Source organism: Mycoplasma sp. AC157 (assembly GCF_054343415.1).
On sequence record NZ_JBTGVE010000003.1, the window covers coordinates 39,728 to 64,191 of the forward strand.

Genomic DNA, 24,464 nt, shown 5'->3' on the forward strand with positions numbered 1-24,464 from the left:
CTTTTTATAAATGATTTTTAGGTTAAATATTCAAAATTAAAAATTTTCAATTAGTTGTTTAATAATTAATTTATTTTCAATAAATACAGCATTATTTAAAGTTTTTAAAAGCATTTTTTTGTTATTTTCCTGTAAATTTTCCGTATTTTTATAATTTTTAGATAGTTTGAGTTTGTTAAAAGTTTCATCTAGAATATCTTTTTCAAATTCAATAGAAAAAATAAAATTATCAATGGTTTTTAATAGTTTAAAAGATTCTTTTTCACTTTGAATTTTTTGTTTATATATTAAATTAAAAATGTTTTCAAAAAGATTTCAATATTTATTTGAAATTATAAAACCATTACTTTTTGTTTGAAATTCTTTAATAGTATCATTATTAAAGATAATTTCAATATTGACTTTATTTATTATTCCTCGAATTGTTTCATTATCTTTATATAGAATTTTATTAAAATTTTGTTCTAATTTTAATTCATTAATAGGGACTGTGGATATTAAACTTATTTTGTTAATTAAGGAGTAGTCATTTGTTAGTATATATTCTGCTAGATCATTGATAATAACTAAATTTTTATTTTTTAGTTTTTCAATTATAAATGAAATTTTTTGAAAATTAAAATAAATTTGAATCAATTTAAAACTTTTAAAAAAATTAAGTTTAGAAATATTTATAATTATTAAAAATATCATACAATAATTCATAACAAAATAGTTGTTATAATAATATAGTAAATAATATTCCGAAATATTCTTAACTAGTTTTAATGAAAAATAAACGGAAAAAATAATAAATAAAATTTTTAAGTAAAATAAAATTTTTTCAATTGTTTCTTGGTTTTGATAGTATTTTGAAATTTTGTCATAAATGAAAGAAAAATTTAGTGATAAGGCAGAAGATATTAAAATACAATAACTTGTAATTAGAAAAGAAAATAAGATTTTAATAATAAGATATTTAAAGGAAGTAATTGCACTTATTTTTTCTATTTCTCTTTTTATAAAGTATTTTGTTTTGTTCATAAAAGTTGTCTCCCATTTTTAAATTTAAAATGTAAAAAAAAGTAATATTTAGTTAAAATAAATATTTTAAAATTACTAAATTTTTTATTTCTTTTAAGCATTAATTTGATAATAATAATGTTTAAAGTTCTTAAAAAACCTAAAATGAAAAATAAAAATAAAATAATTCCACTAAAATAACTGAATAAAAAAATTAAGTTATAGACAATTCCAAAAAACAAATTATTGTAAATAAAATCAATATAAAAAAAAGAAATTAAGGTAAAAATAATTAAATAAAGGTAAATCAAAAATTTGGCTATAACTTTTAAAAAACTGTTATTTTCATTAATTATTTCTGTATAAAATAAATAACCATTCTTTTTATCAAAATAGATTTTCATTATTCAATGAATTTTCTTTCTGTTCCATTTATTTTGTTTATATATCTTTTAATTGCAGTTTCTTTTATTGAGTTAATTGAATTGATCATATTTTTAATCTTATTATACATTATTGGTCCATTTGGTCCTGTTCTGTGATAGAAAGGCAAACTATCAATTATATTTAATAAGTCACTTAAATCGTTTTTAATTTTGTCTAAATCACCATTAGTTGAGATTAAAAAAGAAATTTCATATACTTTTTCTCTTGTTCTTTCATCTATAAAATTAGATGCTTCTATTATTTGACTTATTCCTTCAAAAACTCCACTAAGAATTCCTGAAAAAATTTTAGTTTTATCTCATATAGGATCTCCGGGTATTACTGATTCTGAAAATCAACCTATATTATCAGATGAAGTTGAAAAAAAGATAGCAACTTTTTCTCTGTTATAATCTGCTTTTAATATCATATCTGATAAATAATCGGATAAATCTCTTTTTAGAGAATTTCATTCTCAAAATTCTATTTCATCTTTATATTGATAAAATTTATAATCATTTAAAACTTTTTTAATATAAATTAGCGGTAAGTCTGTTCCATTTTTATTTATTAAATCTATTATTTGTGTTGGTATAAACATAGTTTCTCCCTATTTAATAATATTGTTATATTTTAATTATACTCCTTTATTTTATTAGATTTTAAAATAAATAAAATAATACTTATAGTAAAATTTAATTTATAATAAAGAAAATAAAAGGAAGTAAAAATGAGTAATTATTCAAAAACAAAACAAGAAGAATTTGTAGAATTAATAAAAGAAATAAAAAGCGAAACTAGAGATGAAAAAAGATTAATTCAACTGAATTTATTATTAAAAGAAGTAAGTCAAAAAAGATTCGGCTTAATTTGAGAAGAGCAAAAAGAAAAAGTAGATAATGTTTTAAAGTCGAATATTCTTTTTTTGCAGGAAAATAAAGCAAATAAGATAATTAATTCTAAAGAAAAGTCATTAAATTTTTTAATAGAAGGTGAAAACTTATTGACCTTAAATTTACTTTTGAAAACTCATAAAAATAAAATCGAAGTCATTTATATTGATCCACCTTATAACACTAAAAATAAAGATTTTATTTATAACGATAATTATGTTGATGCAAATGATAAATTCCCGCATTCTAAATGATTATCTTTTATGAATAAGAGATTGAAATTAGCTCGCGAATTATTAGCAGATAATGGAGTTATTTTAATTAGCATAGATGAAAATGAGTTTGCTCATTTGAAAATTTTATGCGACCAAATTTTTGGAGAATTTAATTTTATAGAAAATTTTATTTGAATTAAAAATTCAACAAAAAACAATTCTAAAACAACATCAACTAATCATGAATACATTTTGTGTTATAGTAAAAATAGAGAAATTTTAGAAAGAAAAAATTTCTTTAAAATAACTAAACCAGGATTTTTAGAAGTGCAAGATTTACTTCAATATGCTAAAGAAGAAAATTTAGAAATTTCGGAAGTAGAACAACTATTAAAATCTTTTTATAAAGAGAATCCCCAATTAAAAGGAATTTCAAACTATAATAAAGTTGAAAAAGAATATTTAACAAAGACAGATTGAAATTTTAAAGTTTTTGCTTTAGATAATACTTCTTCTCCTGTTTTTAGCGAAAAAAATAATTATAAAATTCTTCATCCAATTACAAAAAAAGAATGTAAAAATCCAAAAACAGGATGAAGATATAGCTTAAAAACTATGGAAGAACATTTAAAAAATAATCGAATTTATTTTTATGATGATGAAACTAAAACACCACGTTTCAAAAGGTTTTTATCAGATTCTGAAATGGAAGTAGCGAAATCGGTAATTGAAAATACTAAAGAAGGTATAAAAGAAATAAATAAAATATTGATTAATAAAAACTTTAATAATCCAAAACCTGTTAGTTTAATAAAATATATATTAAGATTTTTTAATAAAAATTCAATAGTTTTAGATTTTTTTGCCGGTAGTGGAACTACTGCACAAGCAGTAATGGAATTAAATAAAGAGGATAATGGCAAAAGACAATTTATTTTGTGCACAAATAATGAAAATAACATATCTAGAAATATAACTTTTTCAAGAATAAAAACTGTTATAACAGGATTCAAAGATAATGGCGAAAAATATTCAAATGGTTCAGAGTTTAATTTAAAGTATTTAGAAGTTAAAACTATAAATTTTGCACAAGCAGAAAAAGAAGATTTTGAAATAGAAGAAATATTAATCAATAGTTCTAAATTGCTTGCAGAACTAGAGTATTTAAATGAAATTAACAATGAAAAAATTTATTTTATAAATAATGAAGAAGAAATAGAAACTGCTTTAAAAATAATCAAAAATAAAGGAAAATTGTTTATAAATACAGAAGTAGAGTTAAACTTAGAACAACAAAAAGAAATTGAAAAAAAAGAAATATCGCTTTTCAAAATCCCTTACAAATATTACTTTAAAGAACTTAAAAAGATAAGAGGTTATTAATTATGAAACTAAAAGAATTTCAAGTAAAAGCTGCTCAAAAAATATTTGAAAAAACATTTTCAACCATCGATGACAGCGCAATAAATAAAATTATTTTACAAGCACCTACCGGTTCAGGTAAAACAATAATTTTATTTGAATATATTAATCAGTTTATTTCAAATACTGATAATTATATTTTCATTTGATTAACACCTGGAAAAGGGGAATTGGAAGTGCAATCTTTTAATAAAATGAGAAAAAGTTTTCCAGCAATGATTTCTGGAGATTTGGATGATGTGTTACTAAATGGTTTTGAAAATAAAGGAATATATTTTATAAATTGAGAAAAAATTACAAATAAAACGAATATTGCTATTGCACAAACAGAAAAAAATAATTTTTTTGATAGAATAAACGAAGCTAAGTTGAAAAACTATAATTTTATAGTTATTATAGATGAAGAGCACAATAATAACACAATAAAAGCTAATTTTATTATTGAATCAATTTCTCCAAAAAGTGAAATTAGAGTTTCAGCAACGCCTATAAAAAAATCAAATAATTATCAAGAAATAATTATTAGTGAAAGTGATGTTATTGAAGAAGGATTAATAACAAAAGGAATTTTTATAAATAAAGATCTTGAAAAAAATAAAGGCAATAATATATCTTTTGAAACAAAATATTTAATTGAAAATTCAAATCAAATAAGAAAAAATATAATTACAGAATATCAAAAAATAAATCTTGACATTAATCCATTAGTGTTAATACAATTTCCTAATTTAAATGATAATTTAATTTCACAAGTAGAAGAAATTTTAAATAACTTAGGTTTTAATTATGAAAATGGAAAAGTAGCTTCTTGATTTTCAGAAACAGATTTAGAAACCGAAGGAACTAAGAAAATAAAAAAACTTAGTAAAATCAATTTAGTTCCTGATGAAATAGTTAAAAATAATAATGAAGTTTCTTTTTTATTATTCAAGCAAGCAATAGCAACAGGTTGAGACTGTCCAAGGGCAAAAATTTTAGTTAAATTGCGTGATAATATGAGTGAAAAATTTGAAATTCAAACACTTGGACGAATTAGAAGAATGCCAGAAGTCCATCATTATAATAATGAAATATTAGATTATTCCTATTTATTTACATATGATGAAAAGTTTAAGAATGAAGCTATTTTATTAGGTGGATTTGAAGCTGAAAAATTATTTTTAAGAGAAGGTGCAAAGGATATTACATTATTAAAACAAATTCCAAACAAAAATTATGCTTACAATGAAAATAAAACATTATTAGAAGAAATCAGAGAGTATTTCTTAATAAAATATAACCTTAAAATCAATGAATTTGAAAAAAATAAAGAAATTTTAAAACAAAATGGTTTTATAATAAATGAAAAAATAATTACAAGTTTTCTACAAGGAAAGATTAATAATTTACAGGAAAATCCTTTTGAAAATGTTAGTGAACATACTAATGAAGTAGATGTAAGCACAAGTAATCATGGAAGAATTTTAATGAAAAGTATAGATCAATTAAAAAACCCTCTTAATCTTTCCTATGAAGATTTAAAAGAAACTATTTTGCATAAGTTATTTAAAAAATCTTCATTATTTAGGTTAAAAAGCAAAAAAGATAAAAAAATATTATCTTTAAATAATAAAGAATTCTATTCATTTATAATTAATAATTTTGAGAAATTACTGGAAATATTCAAAAGATTTGAAGAAACTAAAATATTACAAAATTCCCTTTTAGAAGTTAAAGAAGTGGAATTCAAAATCCCTAAAGAAGAATATTATTCATTTATAAACTATGAAAAAGAAAATAAAATATTAACAACAAATGTTTATAAAAATTATTCATTAGCTATGATTGATAGTGAAAAACTGCGTTCAAGAGCAGAAATGAATTTTGAAATTTGGTGTGAAAATAATCAAAATTTTATAAAAGATGTTTATAGAGTAGGAAATAAAGGTTATTCTAATTTTTCAATAATTTATTATAATTCACTTCATAAGAAAAAATTTTTACATATTGATTATATAATCAGAACTCAAAACCAAAATATTTACTTAATAAAAATAGAAAAAGATAATTTTAATAAAGAAGAAGATACAAAAGCAATGTTTAATCAATTAAAAAGATATTGTTTAAAAAATAAATATAATTTTGCTTTCATAAAGGAAAAACATTATAAAAACGATTTCAAACTTTTTATTAATAATACTATTTATTCTAGTAATATTAATGATGAATCTTGAATTGAAATTGAAAAAATGATAGAAAAAAATAGATAGTTTTGCTATCTATTTTTTATAATTTTAAATCAGCAAATGTGTATCTTATGGGTTTTCCGCCTAAATTATCTAGAAAAATTTCTAGAGAAATTGCTGAAGAATTGGAGTTTAAACCTCTTGATTCTTTTTCTTTTACATATTTTTGAATATCAAAATTAGATTTATTATTTTTCACATTTCATTTTTTAATTTTATCTGCTCATAAAATAAAATTCATTTTGTTAGATGTGTTATTTTTGTTTTCATCAAATTCTTTGGTTAATTCCATTTCAAAAAGTAATCCATCATAGTTTACAAAATAAAATTTGAAATCTTGCTGATAATCTTCGGCTTCTTCTTCTAACTCTTCTTTTGTTAAATTTAAGTTATCTTGAGTTTTTAAAATAGCAAAGTCTAAAATTTTATTATCTTTTGATATATAAAATAAAGGATTAGTTAGTAAGTTTTCTCTAGATTTTTCTGTTTGCTCTTCTTTAGTACCAGCAAACAAATTTGTTGTATCAGCTAGTTGAATAAAAACTATTTTATTTAGATTAAATAGGAAAAACAACCAATTTTTACTAGTTAATTCTTTTATTTTAGCAAGAGATTGACTATAAGGCAATGCTTTTTTTGAAATAAAACCATCATCAGTATTATTTTGAATAGTTGTATAATAGTATAATCAATTTTTAATATCTAAAAATGTTGTTTTAATATCTAATTCTTTTTGTTCCTTTATAAATTGATTCTTTTTATCTTCAGAATCGAATGTAACATTTAGAATATTTGTAATAAAGTCAGAATTTATAAATTCATTTCATTCTTTATCTTCTTTTTCGTTTTCCTGTATTTTTAGCTGATTAATTTGATTTTGTTGACTATTATTATTTAAATTACAAGAAGACAAAAATAAAGGAAAAACGGTTAAAAAAGGAAATATTTTTTTAATTTTCATTTAGATCCTTTCATATAATTAACATTTCTGCAGGTTGTCCATATCTAAACTTTTTAATTAAATCATTTTCAAAAGCTTGATAATGTTGAAAACTATCGTGATAAATAGCATTATGAAAAATAGTTGTGATAGCATTTATCGATATATTATCTGTTTTAGAATTGGCAAAATAGAAAATAAAAGGGTTGAATTCGAGTGTTGTTCCACTATCTTTTAAACTTATTTTAATATTGAAAATTTGATTATTTCTTTTGATATATAAATCTTTATAAGAATTACTTAATGCAGTAGTATCCCCTTCTTTAATTTCATTTAATAAATTATTAGAAAAGTAAGAGTCACTATAGCTATCTAAATCTTCTAAACTTTCTAAATATTCTTTTGATGGAGATAATTTATTACCATTTTTATCTACTTTATTAGTTATTGGTAGAGTAAATCAATTGCTAAATACAGCTTTAAATTTAGTTAAATTTTTTAAAACAAAATATCAATTTTGAGACAAGAAATTTTTATATTGTAAATAAATAGGATTTTTTTTAAAATCAAAAGAAGAAGATTTTTTTATTTCTTTAGCAAAGTTTTTGAATCCTTCTTCTATTTGTTTTTCTTTTTCTTGTTGATTTTTAATAAATTTATTTATCATATCTTCATCTTTATTAAATTGAATATTTAGAATTAAAGATAAAATATTATCTGTATTTTTTTCTTCAATAGTTTTTCCTTTATCAATAATATCTAAAGAAGGATTAATGAATTTTTTAAAATCATTATCAATATAAAATTTATCATTTGTCTCTTGATTATCATTTTCTTCTTTTTTATTGTTAATAAAAGAAGAATTTATATTTTTTAATAAATATTTTTTTAAAGAAAATTCCTTTTCAAGTGCTTTAAAAACTAAAAAATCTAAATTTAAAAAAGTAGTAGAATTTGAAATATTTAGGTTATTTAAATTAGAATATTTCTCTTCAATTTTTTTGTAACCTTCAAGTTTTCTTTGGTTTTTTTCTTCTTCAGTTACATCTTCTTCATCTTCGAGTTCATATTCTAAGTCTTCGTCAAAATCTTTTTTATCTTTTTCTATTTTTTCTTTGATAATTTCTTCTTGTTTGCTTTCGAATTTATTTGCAAACAACTCAATATCTTCTTTTGTTATATTTTCTTTATTTATCTCATATATTTGACTATCTAATCTAAATTTAAATATGTTGTTTTTATAAACAAATTTTTGCAATCTTATAACTTTATTTTTGTCAATAACAATATAAAAAATATCTTTCGATGCTAAAATATTGTCTTCTAATTGTTTATGTACTTTTATAAAAAAATCAATGGATTTTCCTTTCAAATTTAAAAAATTTAAAGAATCAGTTTTAAAATATTCATCTTCTTTTTGTGAATAGAAATTAGAAGTAAATCTATTAACATCGTAAGGATAATGTAAAAATTCTAAGAGATCTAAATTTTTTAAAATTCAATATCAATTGTTGTTTAAATTTTCTTCTAAAATAGATTTTCCTATTTTGACAACTGCTTCATTAGAATTACCGCCTTGAGCTTGATTTGGTCTAAGTGGATTATAAACAAATAAAGAAAATTTTAAATCTTCTAATTTTTTATCACTTATGTTTTCTTGTTCAAGAATGTAATTATTTATTTTTTCTAAATTATTTTCAAAAATATCTTTTAATAAAAGATCAATTTCTTTGTTGGAATAAAAATTTTTTTTATTTTGTACATTTGTTTGATTATGAAAATTTGATTTTGCTTCATTACACGAAACAAAAGAATAAAAAGGCGAAAATAAAACTAAAAAAGGTAGAAATAATCTTACTTTTTTATTTTTCATTTTTATTATCTTTCTACTTATAAACTTAGAATAACTATTAATAATTATAACTTATTTATAAAAAAGCAATAAAAAAATTCCCTAAGGAATAATTTAAATCCGCTGTATAAATAATAGTTATTCTAAGTTGTTGTTAATGTGTTTATTTATTGTTATTTAATTATTTATACTAAAAAATTATACTATTTTTTGGAAAATAATCAATTAAATTGTATAATTTTATGAGTTATTCAGTTGTTGTGTAGAAAGAAATATGAATAAAAATTACTTTTTATTTATAAATAAATTACTTTTAAAGAAAAAAAGCACAATTATTATTCCTGTAATTAATTTATTAATGATTATATTAACTTTAATTTTAAATTTCACTCTTGCTAAAAGTATAGAGAACTTTTTGATTATTTTTTATATCAATATTTTAATTAATGGGATTTTATCTAGTCTCTATGGTTCTATAAAAGGACTAAATATTTTTAAAGATTTACAAAGCGAAGGAATAGAAATAATTGTTTTTTCAAAAAGCATTACAAGACATAAAATAGTTTTTACTAAACTTATAAACTTTGCTTTTTGATCAATGTTATGATCCTTTGTTTCTTATTGAATTTTATCTACAACTCTGTTTTTAAATTTAAATTTCATTAATAGTTTAAATATACCTTTTTTATGAATTTTCTTAAGTCCTCTTTTTATTTATCTATTTTTTGGATTGATATCTATTTTAATTTCATCTAGATTTTCATCAAAAATATCAATAGCATTTCCTTTATTATTCTTTATGCCTTTTACAACTTTAGGGAGTATAATTTCTATATTTTCAACTTCTAGTGAAAACAAATTTGGAGAATATTTAAATATTAATTACCCAAATTATGATTCTGGAAAGTTGCTTGATGTTGAAAAATTTTATTTAAACAATAATAAAGATGAGTTATACATAATTCCTAAAAATGTGGATAATAAAAGTTTTTCACAAAGAGAAAAAGAATTTTTAGAATTAGCAAAGCAAAAATCTAAAAATTCATCAACTTTATGACAAGCATACTCATTACTTTCACTACCTTATCAATTTCTTGATATTTATAATAATAAAGATAAAGATGCTCTTTCTTATGTTTCTAAGAGTCAAATTAATAATTTAGAAAATTATTTAAATTATAAAAATTTAGATTCTGGAGAATACAATTACAAGTTAGAATTAAATAATAACAACTTATTAAAAGTTGCTATACAAGATGATGATAGTTTATTAGAAACAAAATATTCTTATTTAGTTCCTGGTGCATTAAAAAATAGTTCTCATTTTGAGAATGTAAAAAATAGAGAAATAATTTATTCAAGAGAAAATGCTTCCAATTTTGAAGTCTCATTTCCTGAAGATGATAAGATAGTTGCAGTTCCTGAAGATTTAGTTGGAAAACTAAAATGAGAAATAATTGAAGAAGTTTTAAAATCTGCTATTTTTGACAAATATGCCTATAAAACCTTTATAAAAGTTAAAAATTATAATAAAAATGATCTTTTAAAATACTTCGAAAATATACTTTCAAGTAATATTAATAACACTAACGATGATAATTTTTCAAAAGTTATTGATAATAATACAGAATTATTAAAAGAGATTATTGACACAAATAAAATTAAAAATTTAACTGAAAAGAAAATTTATTTTATCACTTCACTACTTTATTATGCTTACTTTCATCCTGAATTCAATAAAGTTATTTTAACTTTACTTGAAAAAGAAAATGATGGCAAAAAATATTATAATCCTGACAAATTTGAAATTTCTTTTGATAATAAGAAATATTTTATTGGTGGATATTCTACTTACAGTCCTATTCAACAAATAAAAAATGATAAAATCATTTATCGTTTTAGTTTAGAAGAAAGTAATAATTTCTTATTTCAACCTGTTGATGAAGTATATTCATACAAAGCAACAAATAGAATTGTTTATAATAAAAATATTAATTTAGTAATATGATCTTTAGTTGTAACTATTCTTGCTTTTTCAAGTTATGTAGTGTATAAAAGAAAGGATTATAAATAATGAATAATAATATTTTAGAAATAAAAAATTTAACAAAAATTTATAATAAAACCAATTCTGGTGTTAATAGCATAACATTTAGCGTTGAAAAAGGTAGTTTTCATGCATTTATAGGGGAAAACGGTGCAGGAAAAACAACAACTATAAAAAGCATTATAGATGCTTTTAGTGGATATACAGGAGAAATCTTAATTGATAATATAATAAATACCAAAGAAGAAGCTAAATCCAAGATAGGTTATGTTCCTGAAAACGCTTTATTTCCAAAAGGATTGACAACTTATGAATATTTATTTTACTTAGCCCAATTGTCTAAAATCCCTAAAAATACAGCACAAAAGAGAATAGATTTATTTTTGCAAAAATTTAAAATCGAAGATTTGAAAAATAAAAAACCTTACGATTTTTCTTCAGGACAAAAAAAGAAAATCCTTTTAATTCAAGCACTTATAAACGAACCAGAATTACTCATTTTAGATGAGCCTGCAGCAAATTTAGATCCTTCCGCTCGTTTTGAATTATTTTCTATATTAAAAGAATTAAATCAAGAAGGAAAAACAATTTTTATTAGTTCACATATTTTAAAAGAAATAGATGAATTTACTACTTATGTTACTTTAATCCATGAAGGAAAAATTTATTATCATGGACTAAAAGAAAAAAGTTTAGAAGATATTTTTTATGAAAAAGTCATTAATAAAGAAAATTAAGTTGTTTTCAACTTCATTTATCATTACAAGTCCTATTATTTTTGTTGCAAGTTGCAATCAAAAAACAGATAATATTTCAGAACAAGAAACAGAAATTAATTTCAAAGAAGGAGAAAATTTTGTTTATAAAAAATTTTATTCTTGAAGTTACTACAAAAGTGAAGATTTTGAAAAATTCAATATTTCTATAAAAAATCCAAATCAAAAAATAAAAGAGATATTAGATTTTATTAATACTTTAAAAGCAGAAAATAAAAATGATTTAGAAATTTTTAAAGAATTAATAACTCAAAACTATATTATCACTTCAAATACAGCTTATTTTTTAGATCAAGAAAATAAAATAACAATTAAATTTGAAAGTAAAAATACTGAAAAAGTAAAAGCTTTAGCTTGAAAAATTAATTTACAAGTTAAACACATAAATCATTATGATGATAAAGGCACTTTAAAAATAATAATTTATTTTAAAAACTAGTTATAACAGGAATTAATTCCTGTTTTTATTTTTCAAAAACTTAAAAATTGTTTATTTTTTTATGAAAAAATTCATTTTTTAATAATTTTCTTGGGTTTCATATATATATATATATATAATGAAATAGCAATGAAAAAGAAGTTATCAAGAAAAAATAAATTAATAATTTTTAGTATTTTAGGTATTTCATCCGCTATTTCTATCTCAAGTTTAGTAACATATTTTGCAACTAAATATCATCATAGAATTGAAAATAAAATAACTAATGATGAATTTTCAAGAGTTGAATTTAAGGAAACTGAAAAATATACTAATATTTTAGATGAACAAGATAGTGCTGATATTAATATTTATTATTCATCTTATGGAGTGCAAACCTTTTATAACTTAATAAGAATGGCGATGTTATCTAAAAAATCAGTTATTTTTTATCATTCTAAAAATAATGTAGAAATTCAGCAGCAATTAAATACAAATGAATTGCGAAAATTTTTACAAAACGAAAGAAATACAGATGAAATTTATTTAGAAGACTCAAAAGTTATTGAAGTAAAAGGAGAAGAAAATAAGTTTTTTGAGCAAGCTTATTATCAAGCTTATTTAAATCCAACAAAAAAAGTTAATGTTTGGTTCAATTCAGATCATATTGCTTCAGCAGGAAGTTATTTTGAGAAGATTAAAAACCTTAAAAATGTTAAACTTCAAGCTATTGAGGATTCTAATGTGTTAGGTGAATATCACATTGAACATTTTTATTCGCAAGAAGAATTTAAATCTAAATACTATGATTTTTCAAAAAATGAATGAAAAACTAACTTAGGAAGTTATGATAGATTAACCCAGTATTTTAGATCAGCTGAAATGAACAACTTAAAAATTTATTGATCTGACAAAATTGTGTCTAATAAATATTCAATTTTAAATTTCAAAAATCACTTACCTTTTTTTGAAAATAACAATAATTTAAAAGACTTAATATTTACTACAAGAACTAAAGAAAATAAAAGATTTAGTTCGTTTTGATCTAAAATTACAGGTCTTGATTGAGAAAAAGAAAGAGATAAAGTTAATGAATTAAAATCTAAATTCAATAAACCAAGTTTAATAATTTTAGGTAGTGGTTATGATGAAGATTTTGATTATGTTATGACTATTATTGCTAAATTGAATTCTCAATATAATATTTTTTATAAAGGACATCCAGGAGTGAATAAAACTTCTAATGAACTTCAAAAAGCACTAAAAAGCACAAAAGAAATATCTTATTATGATTATGACCAAAAAGTAAAAAGAACACTAAATACGGCAAAAATACAGAATTTTGATATTTTAGAATCCCAAATTTCTTCTGAAGAATTAACCACTCATCACGCTAATGAAGAAAAGGGATTGTCGTTTGATAAGTGGTTTGCAACCGACTATTCAACAAGTGCACTTTTTGGATTGAAAAACAACAAAAATAATTTTGAAGATTTAATTGGATTTGTTGATTTGCTTTCAAATAAAGAAGACTTAATTTGAAACGATGAAAAGGAATTTACAACTAAATTTGAATCAATAGTTCAAAAAATAGCAACAAAAAATATTTTTGCAACTTTAAAAGAAGAATCTAAAAATAAAAATAAAAACGAACTTCAAAAAGAAGATTTTATCTTGACAACATCTACCAATTCGTTAATAACCAATTTAACCATTAAATCAATAGAAAAAGCAAATCAACAAGTAAAATTACAAATATCTTTTGAATACAATCCAAGAGAAGTAGATAATCACAATAGTTACACTGTAGAAATTGTTTACATTTAGTTCTAAAATTAATCTAACAAAAAACGATTTTGTGCTATAATTTAAAAGCAATATATGGAGATAATAACTGTATGAAAATACTTAATTTGTTATTTGAATATATTTTCCTCTATAAATTTGCATTACATTAATAAGGAGGTTCAATGAATTCTTTTAGACAAGAAAAAGAAAATATTGTTGCTGAAGTTAAAAATAACATTCAAAATTCTTCTTCATTAGTTATTGCTGAATATCGTGGATTACATGTTTCAGATTTTGAAGAATTAAGAAAAGAATTAAAATCAGCAGGTGTTAAAATTAAAGTTTATAAAAATAGACTTTTCAAAATTGCATCTAATGATTTAGGTTATTCAGAATTAGAGTCAACTTTAGTAGGTCCAAATGTTTTCGCATTTGGTGGAGATGACGCTATTGCACCAGCAAAAATAATTTCTAAATTTAGCAAAAAACACCCAGAAGTTGTTTTAAAAGGTGGAATTTACGAAAATCAAGTTATTGATGCAGCTGAAGTTCAAAAAGTTGCTTCATTACCAAGTTACGAAGAAGCTCTTACAATGCTTGCTTCATCATTGATGGGTTCATTAAGACAATTATCAGTTGGACTAAAAATGTTAGTCGATGAAAATAAATTAGTATCAGAAGGAGAAAAATAAAATGGCAAAATTAACAAAAGAAGCTTTTATTGAAGCTTTAAAAGAAATGAATATTAAAGAAGTTATGGAATTAGTAGATGCAATGAAAGAAGAATTCGGAATTGATCCATCTGCTGTTGCTGTAGCTGCTGCTCCAGCTGCTGAAGCTGCTGAAGCAAAATCAGAAGTAAACATTACATTAAAAGGTGATGGTGGACAAAAAGTTAATGTTATTAAAGTAGTTAAAGAAGTTTTAGGATTAGGATTAATGGAAGCTAAAAAATTAGTAGATTCTATTCCTGTAGTTCTAAAAGAAAACGTTAAAGTTGCTGAAGCAGAAGACATCAAAGCTAAATTAGAAGCTGCTGGTGCTGAAGTTTCATTAGGATAATAACAATAATTTAAAAAAAGAAAAATTCCTGAGCATAAACTTGGGAATTTTTTTGATAAAATTAAAATATGAAAAATATTATAGAAATAGAAAATTTACTTTATAAAAAAGAAAATAAAAACATTTTACAAATAGAATCTTTATCTATTCCAGAAAAGAAAATCATTTCTATAGTAGGACCTTCTGGTGCTGGTAAAACAACTTTATTAAATTTGCTGTCACAATTAGAAAATCAATTTAGTGGAAATATTAAATTTTTAAATAATTTAAAATTAGAACAAATAGGATATATTTTACAAGAAAATGTTTTATATGAGCATTTATCAGTTTTTCACAACATTTATTTAAGTGCTAAAAATTCATTAAATTGAAAAAAAGAAAAAAGAATTAAATTTTTAGAAAATTTTTTCAAGCATAGTAATCAACAAATTGAAAACCAATTATCTAAAAAAATAAAGAAATATACAGAAAATATTTCTTTTAAAAAGGAAAAATGGTTATTTTGATCCCTATGATGAAAATTCTTGTTTTTAACTTTAAAATACGATAAAAAGCAAATAAAAAAAATATGAAATTTTTTATTTTTTATAAAAAAAACTTTTAAAAAAGATCTAAAAGTTATTGCAGAAAAACTTGAAATTAACACTTTAATAAAACAAGAAGCAAACAAACTTTCAGGCGGTCAAAAACAAAGAGTAGCAATTGCAAAAGCATTAATTAAAAACAATAAACTTTTGTTACTGGATGAACCTTTTTCAGCTCTAGATATTAAAATTAAAGAAAAAACTTTAGAATGAGTTATTAAATTAAAACAAGAATTTGATTTATCAATAATTTTAATAACCCACGATCAAGCAGATGCACTCAAAATAAGTGATTATATTTTAGTTTTAAATAACGGAAAAATAGAACAATTTGACTTAACAGAAAATATATTAAATAAACCTAATAATTATTTTGTAGCAGATTTTTTTAATTATCCAAAACTTAATTTATTAAGAAAAACAGAGCAAAACTCTTTTTATGTAAGAGCAAAAGATGTAGTAATTACTAAAAGTCAAGAAAAATCAGAATTTAAAATCATCGATAAACAGATAGTTGGAAATTTTATTATTTATAAGGTAGCAAGTGAAAATAATGTTTTAACTTCTATTTCGATTGATGAGTCATTGGAAATAAATGATTTTGTTAAAGTTGATATTAATAATGAAAAAATTTTGGAGTTTTCAAATGAAAAAAAATAACATAGAAATGACAAAAATAAAGAAAAAAACAGTAAAAATAACAAAAATATTTTTATTAATTTTACCTTTACTCATTTTGCTGTTTCTATTTTATATTTATCCAATTATAAAATCTACTTATGAATCATTTATTGTTTTTCCAAGTTCGACAAAAAAAACAATATTTATTTATGGACTCAATAATTTTAATAATGTAATAAACGATTCTAATTTTAAAATTGCCATTGAAAATTCTACCTTTTTATTTTTTGTCCCAACATTTATATCTTTATTTTTATCTATTTTTATTGCTTATATGTTGAGTACAATTTCAATGAAAAAAACACAAAATTTATTTTTAAAACTTATTTATTCGCAATTTTTTATTTCTTATTTTGCTGTAGGAATTGCTTTTTTATTGCTTTTTGGAGAACAGAACTTATTTTTTAAAATCTTTAATTCCAATGCTAGTTTTACTCACGGAAATAATAAATTAAATATAAAATTATATCTTTTCATTTTTCAAGTTTGAAGATCACTTTCCTTTAATATAGTTATATTTACTTTTATTTTTATTTCAATAAATAAAAAATATTATAAAGTTATGATTTTAGATAATTTAAATTTTTGAGATAAAATGAAATATTTATATTTCAAAGAATTTCAAAAACACTTATTAATTATTATATATACAAATTTAGTTTTTTCTGCTCTTTTATATCCAGGAGCAATTATGGAAGAAGATAAAATAGAAGAACTACAAGCTCATACATTATCTAGTTATGTTTTGAGCTTAATTCAACCAATAAATGGAACTTTGGAAATAGACATTAATAAGGCATATGCTGCAAGTATTTTATCTCTATTTTATTTATTATTTTTATTTTTAATCACTTACATATTTTTCTTTTTAGTGCGTTTTTTCTTTATAAAAATCAAAAAAGGAGAAAAATATGATTAAAAAAATTACCAAAGAAATTATTAAAATTTTAATCTTGTTATTTATTTTATTATTAATTTTATTTCCTTTATATATATTATTAATCACTTCATTAAAAAGTAATTATTCCACTTCTAATAATAATTATTCATTAATTTTAAAAGAGTTTGAATGATCGAATTTTAATTTTTTCAAAAATTCAATATTTTGAAAAGCAGTTTTTTTATCAATGTCAAGTTCTTTACTGCTTATATGTTTAAGAGTGGTTTTTTATACATTATTTATAGTTGGTTTATCTAAAATTAATCAAAAAATAAAAAAAGCAATTTTACTTTTTATTATGTTTTTTTCTTTTATTCCAGAATTTTCTATTTATCTTTCATTAAGAGAAATATTATCCAATTTTCATATAATAAATAATTTATCAGTTTTTTCAATTGTTTCTAATTCTATATTTTCTTATTTTTTTATTTATAATCTATTAATTAATTTTGAAAAAACAAAAAATCAATATTGAAAAGTTATTAAATTAGATAATTTAAATATATTTCAAAAAATCTATTTAGTTTATTGAAAAGAAATGAGAAATTATTATATATTATTAATTATTTTTAGTTTTATTTCATCGTGAAATGATTATCTATGACCAAATTTTTTATTATCTAGCACAGACTCTAAAACTGTTGGTATTTGATTTAGACAAATAGGTGAAACTCCTTCAGGGGGATATTTTTTAAATATTCAAGCAGCCGGTTCTTTGGTTGTTATATTATTGCCTTTAGGAATTTATTTTACTTTTTCCCAAAAAATTATCAAATTTTAATTTTTTCACCTTTTATTTTAAAAAAGTATTAAAATTAAAATACTATAAAATTATTTTTTAGGAGAACAATGAATAAGAAAATATTAAAAAGTTTTTTTTCAATTACAACACTAGCAAGTGTGATTTCACTTGCAAGTTGTAATAATCAAAATCAAACAACAATTGAAAAAAAATACGAAACTAAAAAGGCACAAGATAATAAAATAGTTTTTGCAACAGCTCAAAGCAAAGTTTATCCTTTAATGATTGCAATGCAAGAACTAGTTCCTTTATACAATGAAGTTATGAAAGATAATCCTGATTTTCTTCCTATAGAACTACAGTTATCGGATAAAAGCGGAGCAAATAGCGAACTTGAATTAGCTGCTAATGAAGCAAAATATATTAAAGAAGATAGTGAAAAATTAGCTAACTTAATATTAGGAAACCAAAGTGGAGCATTTTTAGTTAATCAATATGGTAAATTATTAGAAACAAAAGATATTTTACCTAATTCATCTTTTATTAGTAAAATTTTAAAAACACATACAAAATTAGTTGGAGAAAACATCAAGGATGATACTAAAATCTTTAATTTACCTTTTGATTTAAGTGATATAGATGCTTTTTCTATTAACATAGACTTACTTGGTAAAATTTTTGAATTGTTAGAACAAAACAATGCACAAATAGATAAAAATAGTGAAGTTTATAAATACATTCAACAAAATAAAGGAAATGGAAGAAACATTCCAGAAGATTCAATAATAAATTTCATAAAAGTAAAAGCAAATAATAATATTAACAATATTGTAGTTAATGATGAAACATTTAACAATATTACTAAAATTTTTGAATTTGCTAGATTAGTACATAATTCCTTTGAAATTGACCAAGACAAAGCCACTAAATTTGGTAAAGATATAAGAGATTTAGCAATATTTTCTATCGATTATCAAGAAGATACATTTTTTAAAGTATTAAATAATAAACTTAAAGGTAAAAAACTTTGAACTTTAAAAGAATCTAAAAATCCTTATGATTTATCAGAAATAGATTATGCAATTGCTAACGACACAGAAATTCAAAGAATTTTTAAAGAAACATTTGATGAATTTGTGCAAAAAAACAGCAAATTAGAAATAAATAAAGCAAACACTACAACAAAAAAACCTGTATTTTATGATGTAAAATATGAAAACAATAAAAACGAATGAGCTTCTTGAGACATAAGAGAATACAAAACAGTTTTTGCTTTTGCAGCAGCTGTTGGTTATGAACAATCTATAGATAGTCCTACAAGTAGAGCATTTTTTGCAAAAAATAATAAAGAGATATCAGATAAATTTACAAGTGATTTAGATGTTTGATTAAGACCACAAGTTACAAAAAATTTACCAAGTGATAATTACTCATCTTACTTTGAAGGAGGTTCAAGTTTAATTCCTATTTCTGTTGATAATGGTGGAAAAGAAGATAAAGCAACAAAATTATTTTTAAAATGATTATATTCCGGAGAAGTTGATTATCGTGGTAAAAAGATTAAAGTAAGTGATTTAATTTCACAAAAATCATCTTATATTATTCCATTAAAAGAAAAATTAAATACAGAATCTGCAAATTGATATGACCATCAAATTGAATCTTTATCAACACAAAGTAATGAAAACGGAACAAAAATAGATACTCTAAGCAAAAAAACAACTAAAACACCAGAAGAAGAAAAAGAAATTGAAAATTTACGTAAAGAAAACGCAAAAATAGAAACAGAAATAAATTACGTAAAAGCAGCTAAAATTTCATACGAAAGTTTAAAAAACTTCGTAGATAAAGAACAAGAAGACAATGTCTTTTTACCAATAGATCAAAAATCTTCAAAAATTATTAAAGAAATTCAAACAATGCTTTTAAATTCTACTTTAAAAGAAAATTCAACTAAAATTTCTGGAGAAGCAGCATTAAATAAAATTTTAGAAATAATAAGATCAAAAGAATAGGAAAGAATGAATTCAAAAGACAGAAAATATTACAATGAAGTACATTATTTTATAGATAAAATCAATAAAAAAGTAATTTTAGAAAAAAGTTTTCACGAACAACTTTTAAAAAACAAAGGAACTTGAAACGGATTTAAAAAAATAGGTGGTTCGTCAATTGGCGATGTATTAGAACTTGATCAATTTAAATCTCAATTTCTAGCTTTTATAAGAATGTCTAAATTAGATATGCCTATTTTAGATACTAAATACATAGATGCCGGAGTAGCAATCGAACCTAAAGTTATTGATGTCATAAGAAAAATGACACAAAAAGAAGTGGAAGTTTTTCCACCTGAAAAATATTCATATGACTATTTTAAAGGTAAAGACGATATTATCGGTGGAATTCCTGATGGATACATCAAAGATTTAAATATGATTTTAGAAATTAAAACAACTCAAAGCAAAAATTTCGATAAATGAGAAAAAGGTGATTTACCTTCTGCTTATTTAAAACAAGCACAACTTTATTCTTATTTAATGGGTTGTGATACTTTTGCAATAGTAGCAACATTTTTAGAACAAGAAGATTATTTAGATCCAGAAAATTATCCAATTGAAAAAAGAAAAATAATAACTTATAAATATAAAACAAATGTACCACAAATCGAAGATGACATTGTTAAAATAAAGGAATGATATAATTTTTACACAACAAAAGGATATTCACCACAATACAATGAAAGAACTGATGGAGAGTTATTAGAATATCTTGAATGTAGAAATGAAGAAGAATGGATAAAATTAATAGATAAGTGAACTTTACAAGGGAAAATTAAAGTAAAATAGTGGAAAAAGATTTTATAACTTTTAATCATTTTTATAAATACAAAACTTGTCAAAAATATTTTATTTGAAATAAAATTGATACTCAAAAAAATGACTTTGATATTGATGAAGAAGAACAATCAGAAAAATTTTGAGATGCTGTTAATTTTAGTGAATTACTTAATGAAGAAAATTTAAATTATGTTTCTACCAGAGCATCTGTTTTTACTTCATTAGAAAGAGAATTTGAAAATTTTATACAGCAAAAATACGGAATAAATAATGTTTATGTAGTTAAATCAAAAAACAGTGAAGAAGCAATAATTGAAACAGAAAACATATTAAAAAATAACAAATATAAAGTAATTTTATATCCAGTTTTTAAATATGAAAATGCAATTGCAAAACCAACATTAATTGATTTAAAAAATAAAAAAATTTCTATTTTAAAACTTTCTACATCTACCAAAAGAAAAGATATTCTGCGTCCTTTTTGAGACTTTTGAATAACAAACAAAATTGTTAAACTTGAAAATATTTCTTTGTTTTTGTTAAATTTAAGTGAAGAAAGCAAAAAAAATGAAAAAGATTTTTCTGAAGTATTTTATTTAAATATAAACAAAACCAAAAAAAGTTTGTCTAAATCAATGGAAAAAGAATTAAATAATGATTTGTTTTTTTATAAAACAATTATATATCAGCAAGGATTAACTCCCCAAGAATATGATTCTATGATAAAAGGAGAATTTGTTCCTGAAAATAATATTTATGCAATGATTTCTTCAAGAACATTACCTATAAATTCAAAAAAGAATGAATATTATGATTTTGAAACTATCGAAGAAATTATTGAAAATATAAATGAAGCTAAGTCTATTAATGATTTTGATAATTTAACAATTGAAGATAATTCGCTTTTTGGTACAAATTCAGATTTTAATGATATTTTGTCTTTAAAAGAACCAACTATATTCGGTTATAGCGGTAATATTTTAAAAAAAGAAAAAATTATTTCTTTAATTGAAAATAAAAATATAGCAAGTATAAAAACTCAATTAAACGATAATTTCCTTTATTCTCAAATAAATTCACAAGATATTAAAATTTTTAAATCTGCAGAATTAGAAAATATAATTGATATTTTAAATGATAAAAATAAAAGAATTGTGTGATATGACTTTGAAGGTTTTTCTTTACCTTATCCACCTATGAATGGAGTTTTACCATATCAGCAATTAGTTTTTCAACTTTCTATCAAAGAAACATTAGGTAATAAAATTATTTCTAATAATTTTGAAAATGAAAATGTTGTTTATGATCCACAAAAATTAACAATTAAAACTTTTGAAGAAATTATTACTAAAATATATTCTAATAAAGCTGATTATTTTGTTGTTTTTAATAAAGGTTATGAATTAACCAGAATTAAAGAAATGCTAAAACTAATAGAAAAAGAAGATTTACAAATGCATCAAAAATTAAGTAATTATTTTGCTCATATTGTCAAAAACACTATTGATTTAGCAGATTTTTTTAGCGGTTATTCAGAAACAAGAAAAAACCTGCCTTTTATTTTTATTCCAGAGTTAAAAGGTTTTTATAGTATTAAAAAGATAGAAAAATATATAACAAAACACAATATTAAATTAGAGCATTTAATAACTCCTTATGTAGAACTAGAAATTCAAAACGGATTAAGTGCCATGAACAAAGCTATAGCTCGTTACATTGGTTTTATCGGTGATAAAGAATGGCAAGAAATTAAAAAAGATTTAAAAAAATATTGTGAAAACGACGTAATGGCAATGATAATGGTAAAAGATTTTATAAATTTTTTAATCAAAGAAAAAACTCAAAAAAGCAAAAAATAGTTAAAAAAATGCTTCTTTGAGTTTTTTTCTTCAATTTTAGTAAATTTAATTTTTTTGATATACTAAAAATTTATTTGTATACTTGCCAAAATAATAGTAAAATGAAAAATATATAAAACTAACTAAAGGAGATTTTATGAAAAAGAAAATCAAGATTAGTAAAAAGAAAATTTCTCTAATTTCATTAGCAGCATTATTGACTACAAGTGCAATCTTAATACCATCTATTTTAATACCCACATTACATAAAAAAGATAATATAAATAACAGTACTTTAGAAAGTAATGAAAATGGTTCTGCAAACAATAACACTAATACCGAAAATAAAGGAAATACAGTAATTTCTGAAAATCAAAAAACTAATATGACTAATAGAAATAATCATAATAATATTAATGAAACAGTAAATCAACAGAATGATAAAGAGATTAGTAATTCTAATAATACTGATAATTCAAATGCAAAAAATTCTAAATTATCACTTTCAGAATTCAAAACTTTTATTAATCAATTTAATAATGATTGATCAAATATAACTAAAGGAAAATCAGATTATAAATATCAATCTATAATTGATTTAAAAACAAAGATAGATCAAGAAATTAAAGATTTAGAACAAAAAGGAGAAGATTTTGATTATAACGATGCAAAAGTTAAGTATGAACAAGAATTAAAATCTTTACCAAAGAAAATTTACAAAATTGAAGATATTACTGTTATTAATATAGAAAAAGCAAATTTAGTTCAAAAAACTAATAGCATGTTTGTTTTATCTTTAGATGTTAATGTTGTAAACTTAAAAACCAATGAAAATAGAGATTTGCTTTTATTAACTAATGATGAGCAAGTAACAACAAAAATTAAAAAGATAGATTTTAATACTTGATCAAAATTTGAAGATCAAGGTACACAAAAAATTGAATTTGTTATTGATTATGAAATTCCAAGAACAATCACTTTAACAAATTTAAAATTAGGAACACAAAATAATGATTTAATAATTAATCTTCCAAATTCTTTAAATAAATCTATAACATTCCAAAGTTTAGAGTCAATTGCTAAAAATTGACAAAAAGAATATGAACCACAAACTAATAAATATAAATTTTGATTTGAAATTTTCAATAATTTAACTTTAGGAAACAAAGCTAATAAAGTGACTTTTGAAACTTCAAATGGAAATGTACAAGCAGATTTTGTTTCAGAAGTATTAAATGAAAATGCTCATAAATATACGATAACAATAGATGGTCAAGGAAATGGCGAAGAGGATTATTTAGTAAATAAAATGAAATTTGGAAATCAAACTCTTAGAACATTTACTTACAACGAAACAACATTAGCTCATATTAGAGATTGATATTACATCAAAAAACAACCACTAAGGGTAATAAATCTTGCTTTAAAACCAAGTGATTCTAGTAATAGTTTATTATTAAGTTTCTTTTGAGAAACTAAAGACATACAACCTAAAACTAATGGTGAATATAAAGGGGTTGTTAAGTTAGAGAAGATTTCTAATGGAAAAGTTATCAAAACAGAAACAAGAACTTTTAACATTAGTTCAACTTCTGATGGAGCAGCATTTATTTTAAGAAACCTAGATAGAAATACAACTTATAGACTTGTTGAACTAAGAATTGATAATCATAGACAAACTTTAGATAAATGACAATATCCCGAGTTTCCCAGTTAATAGCAAAAAAGACAAAATCAACCATTTTTTTGGTTGATTTTATTGTTTTTGTTTTTTCT

Annotated in this window: 19 protein-coding genes; 15 read left to right on the forward strand and 4 right to left on the reverse strand. The window is 21.6% G+C overall.

Features of this window, described 5'->3' with window-relative positions; genetic code table 4:
- Window positions 1-36: 36 nt before the first annotated feature.
- Together ACXX84_RS00930 and ACXX84_RS00935 are read right to left on the reverse strand one after the other, a co-directional pair.
- Complete coding sequence (locus ACXX84_RS00930; protein WP_436358417.1) at window positions 37-1,023, reverse strand: hypothetical protein; 987 nt, start codon at window positions 1,021-1,023, stop codon at window positions 37-39.
- 382 nt (window positions 1,024-1,405) lie between these two features.
- Window positions 1,406-2,029, reverse strand: coding sequence for a hypothetical protein (locus ACXX84_RS00935; RefSeq protein WP_458572736.1), 624 nt, complete (start codon window positions 2,027-2,029; stop codon window positions 1,406-1,408).
- Between the two features lie 129 nt (window positions 2,030-2,158).
- Here ACXX84_RS00935 and ACXX84_RS00940 point away from each other — a divergent pair, with 129 nt between their 5' ends.
- Both ACXX84_RS00940 and ACXX84_RS00945 read left to right on the forward strand, forming a co-directional pair.
- Window positions 2,159-3,919, forward strand: a complete 1,761-nt coding sequence (locus ACXX84_RS00940; protein ID WP_458572737.1) for a site-specific DNA-methyltransferase — start codon at window positions 2,159-2,161, stop codon at window positions 3,917-3,919.
- Between the two features lie 2 nt (window positions 3,920-3,921).
- Window positions 3,922-6,207, forward strand: a complete 2,286-nt coding sequence (locus tag ACXX84_RS00945) for a DEAD/DEAH box helicase family protein (RefSeq protein ID WP_458572738.1) — start codon at window positions 3,922-3,924, stop codon at window positions 6,205-6,207.
- A gap of 16 nt (window positions 6,208-6,223) precedes the next feature.
- On the opposite strand, the gene ACXX84_RS00950 is transcribed toward ACXX84_RS00945, so the two are convergent.
- Window positions 6,224-7,144, reverse strand: a complete 921-nt coding sequence (locus ACXX84_RS00950; protein WP_458560511.1) for an aromatic motif membrane protein — start codon at window positions 7,142-7,144, stop codon at window positions 6,224-6,226.
- The gene (locus tag ACXX84_RS00955; RefSeq protein WP_458572739.1) at window positions 7,134-8,996 is read right to left on the reverse strand and encodes an aromatic motif membrane protein; all 1,863 of its coding nucleotides are present in this window, start codon (window positions 8,994-8,996) and stop codon (window positions 7,134-7,136) included. Before ACXX84_RS00955 ends, ACXX84_RS00950 begins: the two co-directional genes overlap by 11 nt.
- Window positions 8,997-9,249: 253 nt before the next feature.
- Between ACXX84_RS00955 and ACXX84_RS00960 the strand changes: the two genes are divergently transcribed.
- The 13 genes from ACXX84_RS00960 to ACXX84_RS01020 all read left to right on the forward strand — a co-directional run bounded on the left by ACXX84_RS00960 (window position 9,250) and on the right by ACXX84_RS01020 (window position 24,405).
- Complete coding sequence (locus ACXX84_RS00960) at window positions 9,250-11,049, forward strand: hypothetical protein (protein ID WP_458559426.1); 1,800 nt, start codon at window positions 9,250-9,252, stop codon at window positions 11,047-11,049.
- Entirely contained in the window at window positions 11,049-11,759 is a 711-nt protein-coding gene (locus tag ACXX84_RS00965; RefSeq protein WP_458557674.1) for an ABC transporter ATP-binding protein, read from the forward strand. Before ACXX84_RS00960 ends, ACXX84_RS00965 begins: the two co-directional genes overlap by 1 nt.
- Complete coding sequence (locus ACXX84_RS00970) at window positions 11,731-12,237, forward strand: hypothetical protein (RefSeq protein WP_458557673.1); 507 nt, start codon at window positions 11,731-11,733, stop codon at window positions 12,235-12,237. Before ACXX84_RS00965 ends, ACXX84_RS00970 begins: the two co-directional genes overlap by 29 nt.
- A 129-nt stretch (window positions 12,238-12,366) precedes the next feature.
- Entirely contained in the window at window positions 12,367-14,043 is a 1,677-nt protein-coding gene (locus tag ACXX84_RS00975) for a hypothetical protein (RefSeq protein ID WP_458572740.1), read from the forward strand.
- A gap of 143 nt (window positions 14,044-14,186) precedes the next feature.
- Window positions 14,187-14,696, forward strand: a complete 510-nt coding sequence (rplJ, locus tag ACXX84_RS00980; protein WP_436358406.1) for a 50S ribosomal protein L10 — start codon at window positions 14,187-14,189, stop codon at window positions 14,694-14,696.
- 1 nt (window position 14,697) lies between these two features.
- Window positions 14,698-15,066, forward strand: coding sequence for a 50S ribosomal protein L7/L12 (gene rplL, locus ACXX84_RS00985; RefSeq protein ID WP_436358405.1), 369 nt, complete (start codon window positions 14,698-14,700; stop codon window positions 15,064-15,066).
- Window positions 15,067-15,134: 68 nt separating this feature from the next.
- Complete coding sequence (locus ACXX84_RS00990; protein WP_436358404.1) at window positions 15,135-16,310, forward strand: ATP-binding cassette domain-containing protein; 1,176 nt, start codon at window positions 15,135-15,137, stop codon at window positions 16,308-16,310.
- The gene (locus ACXX84_RS00995; protein ID WP_458560512.1) at window positions 16,297-17,250 is read left to right on the forward strand and encodes a sugar ABC transporter permease; all 954 of its coding nucleotides are present in this window, start codon (window positions 16,297-16,299) and stop codon (window positions 17,248-17,250) included. Before ACXX84_RS00990 ends, ACXX84_RS00995 begins: the two co-directional genes overlap by 14 nt.
- Window positions 17,243-18,052, forward strand: coding sequence for an ABC transporter permease subunit (locus tag ACXX84_RS01000; RefSeq protein ID WP_436358402.1), 810 nt, complete (start codon window positions 17,243-17,245; stop codon window positions 18,050-18,052). The genes ACXX84_RS00995 and ACXX84_RS01000 overlap by 8 nt, the downstream gene beginning before the upstream one ends.
- Before the next feature lie 68 nt (window positions 18,053-18,120).
- A complete protein-coding gene (locus tag ACXX84_RS01005; protein WP_436358401.1) occupies window positions 18,121-20,028 on the forward strand; it encodes a P68 family surface lipoprotein in 1,908 nt (635 codons plus the stop codon).
- A 6-nt stretch (window positions 20,029-20,034) separates the two neighbouring features.
- On the forward strand, window positions 20,035-20,859 hold the full coding sequence (locus tag ACXX84_RS01010; RefSeq protein ID WP_458572741.1) for an MAGa7180 family putative nuclease: 825 nt from the start codon (window positions 20,035-20,037) through the stop codon (window positions 20,857-20,859).
- Window positions 20,859-22,709, forward strand: a complete 1,851-nt coding sequence (locus ACXX84_RS01015) for a DUF2779 domain-containing protein (RefSeq protein WP_458572742.1) — start codon at window positions 20,859-20,861, stop codon at window positions 22,707-22,709. The genes ACXX84_RS01010 and ACXX84_RS01015 overlap by 1 nt, the downstream gene beginning before the upstream one ends.
- Window positions 22,710-22,845: 136 nt before the next feature.
- Window positions 22,846-24,405, forward strand: a complete 1,560-nt coding sequence (locus tag ACXX84_RS01020) for a hypothetical protein (protein WP_458572743.1) — start codon at window positions 22,846-22,848, stop codon at window positions 24,403-24,405.
- Window positions 24,406-24,464: the final 59 nt, after the last annotated feature.